This window comes from Streptococcus toyakuensis (genome assembly GCF_024346585.1).
GTDB classification, from domain to species: Bacteria; Bacillota; Bacilli; order Lactobacillales; family Streptococcaceae; genus Streptococcus; species Streptococcus toyakuensis.
Genome location: NZ_AP024523.1, coordinates 1 through 12,271 on the forward strand (window position 1 = coordinate 1; position 12,271 = coordinate 12,271).

The 12,271-nt window shown below is 35.0% G+C and carries 12 protein-coding genes; all 12 read left to right on the forward strand.

Annotated features, from left to right (window positions below; translation table 11 throughout):
* The first annotated feature begins 100 nt into the window (after positions 1-100).
* Positions 101-1,462, forward strand: coding sequence for a chromosomal replication initiator protein DnaA (gene dnaA, locus STYK_RS00005; RefSeq protein ID WP_004255267.1), 1,362 nt, complete (start codon positions 101-103; stop codon positions 1,460-1,462).
* A gap of 158 nt (positions 1,463-1,620) precedes the next feature.
* Positions 1,621-2,757, forward strand: a complete 1,137-nt coding sequence (gene dnaN, locus STYK_RS00010) for a DNA polymerase III subunit beta (protein ID WP_000581174.1) — start codon at positions 1,621-1,623, stop codon at positions 2,755-2,757.
* A 64-nt stretch (positions 2,758-2,821) separates the two neighbouring features.
* Positions 2,822-3,016 carry a DUF951 domain-containing protein gene (locus STYK_RS00015; protein ID WP_000285186.1) on the forward strand — a complete coding sequence of 65 codons (195 nt, stop codon included), beginning with the start codon at positions 2,822-2,824 and terminating at the stop codon, positions 3,014-3,016.
* A gap of 84 nt (positions 3,017-3,100) precedes the next feature.
* Complete coding sequence (gene ychF / locus STYK_RS00020; RefSeq protein WP_001218713.1) at positions 3,101-4,216, forward strand: redox-regulated ATPase YchF; 1,116 nt, start codon at positions 3,101-3,103, stop codon at positions 4,214-4,216.
* A 73-nt stretch (positions 4,217-4,289) separates the two neighbouring features.
* On the forward strand, positions 4,290-4,859 hold the full coding sequence (gene pth / locus STYK_RS00025; RefSeq protein WP_004255263.1) for an aminoacyl-tRNA hydrolase: 570 nt from the start codon (positions 4,290-4,292) through the stop codon (positions 4,857-4,859).
* Positions 4,860-8,348 carry a transcription-repair coupling factor gene (gene mfd / locus STYK_RS00030; RefSeq protein ID WP_261805004.1) on the forward strand — a complete coding sequence of 1,163 codons (3,489 nt, stop codon included), beginning with the start codon at positions 4,860-4,862 and terminating at the stop codon, positions 8,346-8,348.
* Positions 8,349-8,429: 81 nt separating this feature from the next.
* Positions 8,430-8,696, forward strand: a complete 267-nt coding sequence (locus tag STYK_RS00035) for an RNA-binding S4 domain-containing protein (RefSeq protein WP_001234978.1) — start codon at positions 8,430-8,432, stop codon at positions 8,694-8,696.
* Complete coding sequence (locus STYK_RS00040) at positions 8,689-9,057, forward strand: septum formation initiator family protein (RefSeq protein ID WP_000041905.1); 369 nt, start codon at positions 8,689-8,691, stop codon at positions 9,055-9,057. Before STYK_RS00035 ends, STYK_RS00040 begins: the two co-directional genes overlap by 8 nt.
* Positions 9,058-9,061: 4 nt before the next feature.
* Positions 9,062-9,184 carry an SP_0009 family protein gene (locus STYK_RS00045; RefSeq protein ID WP_261805005.1) on the forward strand — a complete coding sequence of 41 codons (123 nt, stop codon included), beginning with the start codon at positions 9,062-9,064 and terminating at the stop codon, positions 9,182-9,184.
* Complete coding sequence (locus STYK_RS00050; protein ID WP_084923907.1) at positions 9,177-10,445, forward strand: serine hydrolase; 1,269 nt, start codon at positions 9,177-9,179, stop codon at positions 10,443-10,445. Before STYK_RS00045 ends, STYK_RS00050 begins: the two co-directional genes overlap by 8 nt.
* A complete protein-coding gene (gene tilS, locus STYK_RS00055; RefSeq protein ID WP_084923908.1) occupies positions 10,442-11,719 on the forward strand; it encodes a tRNA lysidine(34) synthetase TilS in 1,278 nt (425 codons plus the stop codon). The genes STYK_RS00050 and tilS overlap by 4 nt, the downstream gene beginning before the upstream one ends.
* A 4-nt stretch (positions 11,720-11,723) precedes the next feature.
* Positions 11,724-12,266: a hypoxanthine phosphoribosyltransferase gene (hpt, locus tag STYK_RS00060; protein WP_020902319.1), complete on the forward strand. Its 543-nt coding sequence runs from the start codon at positions 11,724-11,726 to the stop codon at positions 12,264-12,266.
* Positions 12,267-12,271: the final 5 nt, after the last annotated feature.

A 12,271-nucleotide genomic window follows, 5' to 3' on the forward strand; every position in this document is an offset into this window, starting at 1 on the left:
TTGTGGATTATTTTTCACAACTTGTGGAAAAATCTTACTATCTATGGTAAAATAAGTCTAGTATTAAACTTTTAAACAAGTAGTAAAGGAGGAGGACGGATTGAAAGAAAAACAATTTTGGAATCGTATCTTAGAATTTGCTCAAGAAAGACTGACTCGATCCATGTATGATTTCTATGCTATTCAAGCTGAACTCATCAAGGTAGAGGAAAATGTTGCCACTATATTTTTACCACGATCTGAAATGGAAATGGTCTGGGAAAAACAACTAAAAGATATCATTGTAGTAGCTGGTTTTGAGATTTATGATGCTGAGATAACTCCCCACTATATTTTCATCAAACCTCAAGATACTACTGTCTCACAAGTTGAAGAAGCTCCAAATTCAACTCTTTATGACTATAGTCCAAAGTTAGCATCTATTCCTTATTCGGATACTGGATTAAAAGAAAAATATACCTTTGATAATTTTATTCAAGGGGATGGGAATGTTTGGGCAGTATCAGCCGCTTTGGCTGTTTCTGAAGATTTAGCCTTGACCTATAATCCTCTTTTTATCTATGGAGGACCTGGCCTTGGTAAGACTCACTTACTCAATGCAATTGGGAATGAGATTTTGAAAAATATTCCTGATGCGCGTGTTAAGTACATTCCTGCTGAAAGCTTTATAAACGACTTTCTTGAACATCTGAGACTGGGTGAAATGGATAAGTTCAAAAAAACCTACCGTAGCCTCGATCTCTTGTTAATTGATGATATTCAATCGCTGAGTGGAAAAAAAGTTGCAACTCAGGAAGAATTTTTCAATACTTTCAATGTTCTCCATAACAATCAAAAACAAATTGTTCTGACTAGTGATCGTAGCCCTAAACACTTAGAGGGCCTTGAAGAAAGACTTGTCACGCGCTTTAGCTGGGGCTTGACGCAAAACATCACACCACCTGACTTTGAGACACGTATTGCCATTTTACAAAGCAAAACAGAGAATTTAGACTACCATTTCCAAAGTGATACCCTAGAATACCTAGCTGGTCAATTTGATTCAAACGTCCGAGAACTTGAAGGAGCAATAAACGACATCACTTTAATTGCCAGAGTGAAGAAGATTAAGGATATCACTATCGATATCGCTGCAGAAGCTATTAGAGCTCGAAAACAAGATGTTAGCCAAATCCTCGTCATTCCAATTGATAAAATCCAAACTGAAGTAGGGAACTTCTATGGTGTTAGTGTCAAAGAAATGAAGGGAAGCAGACGCCTTCAAAATATTGTTTTGGCCCGTCAAGTAGCCATGTATTTATCTAGAGAATTAACAGATAATAGTCTTCCAAAAATTGGGAAGGAATTTGGTGGAAAAGATCACACAACAGTCATACATGCTCATGCCAAAATTAAATCTTTGATTGATGAAGACGATAATTTACGTTTAGAAATTGAATCCATCAAAAAGAAAATTAAATAACTTGTGGATAACTTTTACTTTATTATCTTTTTTATCCACATTTTTTAAACAAGCCAAAAAACTTGATATGACTTGTTTAAAGTCTGTTTTCCACAGATTTCACAGACCCTATTATTACTATTATCCTTCTAATACTAAAAATAAATAAAGGAGAATCCATGATTCATTTTTCAATTAATAAAAATTTATTTCTACAAGCCTTAAATACTACTAAGAGAGCTATTAGCTCTAAAAATGCCATTCCTATTTTATCAACCGTAAAAATTGACGTAACCAATGAAGGTGTTACTTTAATTGGTTCAAATGGTCAAATTTCAATTGAAAATTTTATTTCTCAAAAAAATGAAGATGCTGGTTTGTTAATTACTTCTTTAGGTTCGATCCTTCTTGAAGCTTCTTTCTTCATCAATGTTGTATCTAGTCTACCTGATGTGACTCTTGATTTTAAAGAAATTGAACAAAATCAAATTGTTTTAACCAGCGGTAAATCAGAAATTACCCTAAAAGGAAAAGATAGTGAACAATATCCACGAATCCAAGAAATTTCAGCAAGCACTCCTTTGGTTCTTGAAACAAAATTACTCAAGAAAATTATCAATGAAACAGCTTTTGCTGCAAGTACACAAGAAAGTCGTCCAATTTTAACAGGTGTTCATTTTGTATTGAGCCAACACAAAGAGTTAAAAACAGTTGCAACAGACTCTCATCGTCTAAGCCAGAAAAAATTGACTCTTGAAAAAAATAGTGATGATTTTGATGTCGTGATTCCTAGCCGTTCTCTACGCGAATTTTCAGCAGTATTTACAGACGATATTGAAACTGTAGAGATTTTCTTTGCCAACAATCAAATCCTCTTTAGAAGCGAAAATATTAGCTTCTATACTCGTTTGTTAGAAGGTAACTATCCTGATACAGATCGCTTGATTCCGACAGACTTTAACACTACTATTACTTTTGATGTGGTAAACTTACGTCAGTCAATGGAGCGTGCTCGCCTTTTATCAAGTGCGACTCAAAATGGTACTGTGAAGCTTGAAATTAAAGGTGGTATTGTTAGCGCCCATGTTCATTCTCCAGAAGTTGGTAAAGTAAACGAAGAAATCGATACTGATCAGGTGACTGGTGAAGATTTGACTATTAGTTTCAACCCAACTTACTTGATTGATTCTCTTAAGGCTTTAAATAGCGAAAAGGTGACCATTAGCTTTATCTCAGCTGTTCGTCCATTTACTCTTGTGCCAGCAGACACTGATGAAGACTTCATGCAGCTCATTACACCAGTTCGTACAAATTAAGTGAAAGAGGTTGAGCCTGGCTCGCCTCTTTTATGATATAATCGAAAAAGAAAAGGAGAGTAGTATGTATCAAGTTGGAAATTTTGTTGAAATGAAAAAACCACATGCTTGCACCATCAAGTCAACAGGTAAAAAGGCCAATCGTTGGGAAATTACACGTGTAGGAGCAGATATCAAAATTAAATGTAGCAATTGTGACCATGTTGTCATGATGGGGCGCTATGATTTTGATCGAAAAATGAATAAAATTATTGACTGAAACCCCTCAGTTAGAGGGTTAGCAAGTTTTCCCTTTTTGTGTTATAATATTAGGGATTGAAATAAAAACGGAGAATGAGAAAATATGGCTTTAACAGCAGGTATCGTTGGTTTGCCAAACGTTGGTAAATCAACACTATTTAATGCAATTACAAAAGCAGGAGCAGAGGCTGCAAACTATCCATTTGCGACGATTGATCCAAACGTTGGAATGGTTGAGGTTCCAGATGAACGCCTACAAAAATTGACTGAAATGATCACTCCTAAAAAGACAGTTCCAACAACATTTGAATTTACAGATATCGCAGGAATTGTAAAAGGAGCTTCAAAAGGAGAAGGGCTAGGGAATAAATTCTTGGCTAATATCCGTGAAGTAGACGCGATTGTTCACGTAGTTCGTGCTTTTGATGATGAAAATGTGATGCGCGAGCAAGGACGTGAAGACGCCTTTGTAGATCCACTTGCAGATATTGATACTATTAACCTGGAGTTGATTCTTGCTGACTTAGAATCAGTTAATAAGCGTTATGCGCGTGTAGAAAAGATGGCACGTACGCAAAAAGATAAAGAATCAGTAGCTGAGTTTAATGTTCTTCAAAAGATTAAACCAGTCCTAGAAGATGGAAAATCAGCTCGAACTATTGAATTTACAGATGAAGAACAAAAAGTTGTCAAAGGTCTCTTCCTTTTGACGACTAAACCAGTGCTCTATGTTGCCAATGTGGATGAGGATGTTGTTTCAGAACCTGACTCTATCGACTATGTTAAACAAATTCGTGAATTCGCAGCGACAGAAAATGCTGAAGTAGTCGTTATTTCTGCGCGTGCTGAGGAAGAAATTTCTGAGTTAGACGAAGAAGATAAGCAAGAGTTTCTTGAAGCACTTGGTTTGACAGAGTCAGGCGTTGACAAGTTGACTCGTGCAGCTTACCACTTACTTGGATTGGGAACTTACTTCACAGCTGGTGAAAAAGAAGTTCGCGCTTGGACCTTTAAACGTGGTATGAAGGCTCCTCAAGCAGCTGGTATTATCCACTCAGACTTTGAAAAAGGATTTATTCGTGCAGTAACTATGTCATATGAGGATCTAGTGAAATACGGATCTGAAAAGGCTGTAAAAGAAGCTGGACGCTTGCGTGAAGAAGGAAAAGAATATATTGTTCAAGATGGCGATATTATGGAATTCCGCTTTAATGTCTAAAAAAAATTAATGAATAGTGTCAATTAGGTTGGAAAAAAATTCCAACCCTTTTGGCTTTTGAAAGGAAAAATAAATGACCAAATTACTTGTAGGATTAGGAAATCCAGGGGATAAATATTTTGAAACAAAACACAATGTTGGTTTTATGTTGATTGACCAACTAGCGAAGAAACAGAATGTCACTTTTACACATGATAAAATATTTCAAGCTGACCTAGCATCCTTTTTCCTAAATGGAGAAAAAATTTATCTTGTCAAACCAACGACATTTATGAATGAAAGTGGAAAAGCGGTTCATGCTTTATTAACTTATTATGGTTTGGATATTGAAGATTTACTCATCATTTACGATGACCTTGACATGGAAGTTGGAAAGATTCGCTTAAGAGCAAAGGGATCCGCAGGTGGTCATAATGGTATCAAGTCTATTATTCAACATATTGGAACCCAGACATTTAATCGTGTTAAGATTGGAATCGGAAGACCTAAAAATGGAATGTCAGTTGTTAACCATGTTTTGAGTAAGTTTGACAAGGATGATTATATTGGTATTTTACAGTCTATTGACAAAGTTGACGATTCTGTAAACTACTATTTACAAGAGAAAAACTTTGAAAAAACGATGCAGAGGTATAACGGATAAATGGTGGCCTTATTAGATTTATTCTCAGAAAATGATCAGATAAAAAAATGGCATCGAAATCTGACAGATAAGAAAAGACAATTAATGTTAGGATTGTCAACTTCTACAAAAGCTTTAGCAATTGCTAGTAGTTTGAGACAGGAAGATAAGATTGTGTTATTGACGTCAACTTATGGAGGAGCAGAAGGACTTGTTAGTGATCTTATATCTGTCTTGGGTGAGGAACTTATCTATCCATTTTTGGTAGATGACTCCCCTATGGTCGAGTTTTTGATGTCTTCACAAGAAAAAATCATTTCACGGGTTGAAGCCTTGCGTTTTTTGACTGATTCATCTAAGAAAGGGATTTTAGTTTGTAATATCGCAGCAAGTCGATTGATTTTACCGTCTCCCAATATATTTAAAGATAGTATTGTAAAAATAACAGTTGGTGAAGAATATGACCAACACGCACTTATCCATCAGTTAAAAGAGATAGGCTATCGAAAAGTTACACAAGTACAAACTCAGGGAGAGTTTAGTATACGAGGAGATATTTTAGATATTTTTGAAATATCCCAGTTAGAACCTTGCCGAATTGAGTTTTTTGGTGATGAAATTGATGGTATTAGGTTATTTGAAGTCGAAACACAATTATCGAAAGAAAATCAGACAGAACTCACTATCTTTCCAGCTAGTGATATGCTTTTGAGAGAAAAGGATTATCAACGAGGACAGTCAGCTTTAGAAAAACAAATTTCAAAAACGTTATCACCGATTTTGAAATCCTATCTAGAAGAAATTCTTTCAAGTTTTCACCAAAAACAAATACATTCAGATTCACGGAAGTTTTTATCTTTGTGCTATGAAAAGACATGGACTGTCTTTGACTATATTGAAAAAGATACCCCAGTATTCTTTGATGATTATCAGAAATTGATGAATCAGTATGAAGTCTTTGAAAGGGAGTTAGCACAATACTTTACAGAAGAATTACAGAACAGTAAAGCATTTTCTGAGATGCAGTATTTTGCAGATACAGAGCAAATCTATAAAAAGCAGAGTCCGGTTACCTTTTTCTCTAATCTGCAAAAGGGGTTAGGCAATCTCAAGTTTGACCAAATTTATCAATTTAATCAATATCCTATGCAGGAGTTTTTCAATCAATTTTCTTTTCTAAAAGAAGAAATTGAGCGATACAAAAAAATGGATTATACTATTATCCTGCAGTCTAGCAATTCAATGGGAAGTAAAACATTGGAGGATGTTTTAGAGGAATACCAGATTAAATTGGATTCTAGAGATAAGTCAAGTGTTTGTAAAGAATCTGTAAACTTAATTGAGGGTAATCTCAGACATGGTTTTCATTTTGTAGATGAAAAGGTTTTATTGATAACTGAACATGAGATTTTTCAAAAGAAATTGAAACGTCGTTTTCGAAGACAACATGTTTCAAACGCAGAGAGATTAAAAGATTACAATGAACTTGAAAAAGGAGATTACGTTGTTCACCATATCCATGGAATTGGTCAATATCTAGGGATTGAAACAATTGAAATCAAAGGGATTCACCGTGATTATGTCAGTGTTCAATACCAAAACGGGGATCAAATCTCTATCCCAGTGGAACAGATTCATCTACTTTCCAAATACGTTTCAAGTGACGGTAAAGCTCCTAAACTCAATAAATTAAATGACGGTCATTTCAAAAAAGCCAAGCAAAAAGTTAAGAACCAGGTAGAGGATATAGCTGACGATTTAATCAAACTTTATTCTGAGCGCAGCCAGTTGAAGGGTTTTGCTTTCTCAGCTGATGATGAGGATCAACATGCTTTTGATGATGCCTTCCCTTATGTTGAAACGGATGATCAACTTCGTAGTGTTGAGGAAATCAAGAGAGATATGCAGGCTTCTCAACCAATGGATCGACTTTTAGTTGGGGATGTTGGTTTTGGAAAGACTGAAGTTGCTATGCGTGCAGCCTTTAAGGCAGTCAATGATCACAAACAGGTTGTCGTTCTAGTTCCGACGACGGTTTTAGCGCAACAGCACTATACGAATTTTAAGGAACGATTCCAAAATTTTGCTGTTAATATTGATGTGTTGAGTCGCTTTAGAAGTAAAAAAGAGCAGGCAGAAACACTTGAAAAACTAAAGAATGGTCAAGTCGATATTTTGATTGGAACGCATCGTGTTTTGTCAAAAGATGTTGTGTTTTCAGATTTGGGATTGATGATTATTGATGAGGAACAACGATTCGGTGTTAAGCATAAGGAAACTTTGAAAGAACTGAAAAAACAAGTAGATGTTCTAACCTTGACAGCAACGCCAATCCCTCGTACTCTCCACATGTCTATGCTGGGAATTCGAGATTTGTCTGTTATTGAAACTCCTCCAACCAATCGCTATCCTGTTCAAACCTATGTATTAGAGAAGAATGATAGTGTCATTCGTGATGCTGTCTTGCGTGAAATGGAGCGTGGAGGTCAAGTTTACTATCTTTACAATAAAGTTGACACGATTGACCAGAAGGTTTCAGAATTACAGGAGTTGATTCCAGAGGCTTCGATTGGGTATGTTCATGGACAAATGAGTGAAATTCAGTTAGAAAATACTCTACTTGACTTTATTGAAGGTCAGTATGATATTTTGGTGACGACTACTATTATTGAGACAGGGGTAGATATTCCAAATGCCAATACCTTATTTATTGAAAATGCAGACCACATGGGCTTGTCAACCTTGTATCAATTAAGAGGAAGAGTCGGTCGTAGCAATCGTATTGCTTATGCCTATCTCATGTATCGTCCAGAAAAATCAATCAGTGAAGTCTCTGAGAAGAGATTAGAAGCGATTAAGGGATTTACAGAATTAGGCTCAGGATTTAAGATTGCGATGCGAGATCTTTCGATTCGGGGAGCAGGAAATCTCCTAGGAAAGTCCCAGTCTGGTTTCATTGATTCTGTTGGTTTTGAATTGTATTCGCAGTTACTAGAGGAAGCTATTGCTAAACGGAACGGCAATGGGAATAAAAGAAGCAAAGGAAATGCTGAGTTGATTTTACAAATTGACGCCTATCTTCCTGACCAACGACATAAGATTGAAATTTACAAGAAAATTCGTCAAATTGACAATCGTGTCAACTATGAAGAACTACAAGAAGAATTGATGGATCGCTTTGGAGAATACCCAGACGTAGTGGCCTATCTTTTAGAGATTGGTTTGGTCAAGTCATATTTTGACAAGGTATTTGTAGAACGTGTGGAAAGAAAAGAAAATAAGATTACAGTTCAATTTGAAAAAGTCACTCAACGACTATTCTTGGCTCAAGATTATTTTAAAGCCTTATCCGCAACGAACTTAAAAGCAGCCATAACTGAGAATAAGGGATTAATGGAAGTTATATTTGATGTCCGAAACAAGAAGGATTATGAAATTTTAGAAGGTTTGCTGATTTTTGGAGAAAGTTTATTAGAGATAAAAGTATCGAAAGAAGGCAATTCCCTTTAACATTTTTCTTCTATAAAATAGATAAAAATGATACAATAAAAATAGATAAAAATGATACAATAATAATTTGAGGTAATAAAAATGAGATTAGACAAATATTTAAAAGTATCACGAATTATCAAGCGTCGTACAGTCGCAAAAGAAGTAGCAGATAAAGGAAGAATCAAGGTAAATGGAATCTTGGCCAAAAGTTCAACGGATTTGAAAGTTAATGACCAAGTTGAAATTCGCTTTGGCAATAAGTTGCTACTTGTAAAAGTACTAGAGATGAAGGATAGTACAAAAAAAGAAGATGCAGCAGGAATGTATGAAATTATCAGTGAAACACGGGTAGAAGAAAATGTCTAAAAATATCGTACAATTGAATAATTCTTTTATTCAAAATGAACACCAACGTCGTCGCTATCTGATGAAAGAACGACAAAAACGTAATCGTTTCATGGGTTGGGTTCTTATTTTGATGATTTTATTGTTCATTTTACCAACTTATAATCTTGCTCAAAGCTATCATCAATTACTCCAAAGACGTCAACAGTTATCAGACTTGCAAACTCAGTATCAAACCTTGAGTGAGGAAAAGGAGAAAGAGACAGCTTTTGCCACAAAGTTGAAAGATGAAGATTATGCTGCTAAATACATGCGTGCAAAATATTATTATTCTAAGAATCGGGAAGCTGTTTATACGATTCCTGACTTGCTCCCAAGGTGATAAAATGGGAAATTTATTAGATGTAATAGAGCAATTTTTGAGTCTATCGGAAGAAAAGCTGGAAGAGTTGGCTGATAAAAATCAATTATTGCGTTTACAAGAAGAAAAGGAAAGGAAGAATGCGTAAATTCTTAATTATTTTGTTGTTACCGAGTTTTTTGACCATTTCAAAAGTCGTTAGCACAGAAAAAGAAGTAGTCTATACTTCGAAAGAAATTTATTACCTTTCACAATCTAACTTTGGTATTTATTTTAGAGAAAAATTAAGTTCTCCCATGGTTTATGGAGAGGTTCCTGTTTATGCGAATGAAGATTTAGTAGTGGAATCTGGAAAATTGACTCCCCAAACAAGTTTTCAAATAACCGAGTGGCGCTTAAATAAACAAGGAATTCCGGTATTTAAGCTATCAAATCATCAATTTATAGCTGCGGACAAACGATTTTTATATGATCAATCAGAGATAACTCCAACAATAAAAAAAGTATGGTTAGAATTTGATTTTAAACTGTACAATAGTCCTTATGACTTAAAAGAAGTGAAATCATCCTTATCAGCTTATTCTCAGGTATCAATCGATAAGACCATGTTTGTAGAAGGAAGAGAATTTCTACATATTGATCAGACTGGATGGGTAGCTAAAGAATCAACTTCTGAAGAAGATAATCGGATGAGTAAAGTCCAAGAAATGTTATCGGAAAAATATCAGAAGGATTCATTTTCTATTTATGTTAAGCAACTGACTACTGGAAAAGAAGCTGGTATCAATCAAGATGAAAAGATGTATGCAGCTAGTGTTTTGAAACTCCCTTATCTTTATTATACGCAAGAAAAAATAAATGAGGGGATTTATCAGTTAGACACGACTGTAAAATACGTATCTGCAGTCAATGATTTTCCAGGTTCTTATAAACCAGAGGGAAGTGGTAGCCTCCCTAAAAAAGAGGATAATAAAGAGTATTCTCTCAAGGACTTAATAACGAAAGTATCAAAAGAATCGGATAACGTAGCTCATAATCTGTTGGGATATTACATTTCAAACCAATCTGATGCCACATTTAAATCCAAGATGTCTGCTATTATGGGAGATAATTGGGATCCAAAAGAAAAATTGATTTCTTCTAAAATGGCTGGGAATGTTATGGAAGCTATTTATAATCAAAACGGATTTGTATTGGAGTCCTTGACCAAAACAGATTTTGATAATGAGCGCATTGCCAAAGGTGTTTCTGTGAAGGTAGCTCATAAAATTGGGGATGCGGATGAATTTAAGCATGATACGGGTGTTGTCTATGCAGATTCTCCATTTGTGCTTTCTATTTTTACTAAGAATTCTGATTATGATACGATTTCTAAGATAGCCAAGGATGTTTATGAGGTTCTAAAATGAGGGAACAGGATTTTTTAAATCATTTTCTCAAAAGAGGATATTTCAAAAAGCATGCTAAAGTGGTGCTAGCTCTTTCTGGTGGATTAGATTCTATGTTTCTATTTAAGGTATTGTCTACTTATCAAGAAGAGTTAGAAATTGAATTGATTCTGGCTCATGTGAATCATAAGCAGAGAGTAGAGTCAGACTGGGAAGAAAAGGAATTAAGGAAGTTGGCTGCTGAAGCAGAGCTTCCTATTTATATCAGCAATTTTTCAGGAGAATTTTCAGAAGAAAGGGCTCGAAATTTTCGCTATGATTTTTTTCAAGAGGTCATGAAAAAGACTGGTGCGACAGCCTTGATCACTGCTCACCATGCTGATGACCAGGTGGAAACGATTTTGATGCGTTTGATTAGAGGAACTCGATTGCGCTATCTATCAGGAATTAAGGAGAAGAAAGTAGTCGGAGAGATAGAAATCATTCGTCCCTTCTTGCATTTTCAGAAAAAAGACTTTCCACTAATTTCTCACTTTGAAGATACATCAAATCAGGAAAATCATTATTTTCGCAATCGTATTCGAAATTCTTATTTACCAGAATTAGAAAAAGAAAATCCTAGATTTAGAGATGCAATCTTAAGTATCGGAAATGAAATTTTAGATTATGACCTAGCTATAGCTGAATTATCAAAGAATATTGATGTGGAAAATTTACAACAGTTATTTTCTTATTCTGAGTCTACACAAAGAGTTTTACTTCAAACTTATCTGAATCGTTTTCCAGATTTGAATCTTACAAAAGCTCAGTTTGATGAAGTTCGACAGATTTTAAAATCTAAAAGCCAGTATCGTCATCCGCTTAAAAATGGCTATGAATTGATAAAAGAGTACCAACAGTTTCAGATTTGTAAAATCAGTCCGCAGGCTGATGAAAAGGAAGATGAACTTGTGTTACACTATCAAAATCAGGTATCTTATCAAGGATATTTATTTTCCTTTGGGATTCCATTAGAAGGTGAATCAATTCAACAAATACCTGTTTCACGCGAAACATCCATACACATTCGTTATCGAAAACCAGGAGATGTTTTGGTTCAAAATGGGCATAGAAAAAAACTCAGACGTCTATTTATTGATTTGAAAATCCCTATGGAAAAGCGAAAATCTGCTCTTATTATTGAGCAATTTGGTGAAATTGTCTCAATTTTGGGAATTGCGACCAGTAATTTGAGTAAAAACACGAAAAATGATATAATGAACACTATACTTTATATAGAAAAAATAGATAGGTAAAAAAATGTTAGAAAACGATATTAAAAAAATCCTCGTTTCACACGATGAAATTACAGAAGCTGCTAAAAAATTAGGTGCCCAACTAACTAAAGACTATGCAGGAAAAAATCCAATTTTAGTTGGGATTTTAAAAGGATCTATTCCTTTTATGGCCGAATTGGTCAAACATATCGACACACATATTGAAATGGACTTCATGATGGTTTCGAGCTACCATGGTGGAACAGCAAGTAGCGGTGTGATCAATATTAAACAAGATGTAACTCAAGATATCAAAGGAAGAGATGTTCTATTTGTAGAGGATATCATCGATACAGGTCAAACTTTGAAGAATTTACGAGATATGTTTATTGCAAGAGAAGCAGCCTCTGTTAAAATTGCAACCTTGTTGGATAAACCAGAGGGACGTGTTGTAGAAATTGAGGCTGACTATACCTGCTTTACTATTCCAAATGAGTTTGTAGTAGGTTATGGTTTAGACTACAAAGAAAATTATCGTAACCTTCCTTATGTTGGAGTATTGAAAGAAGAAGTATATTCAAATTAGAAAGA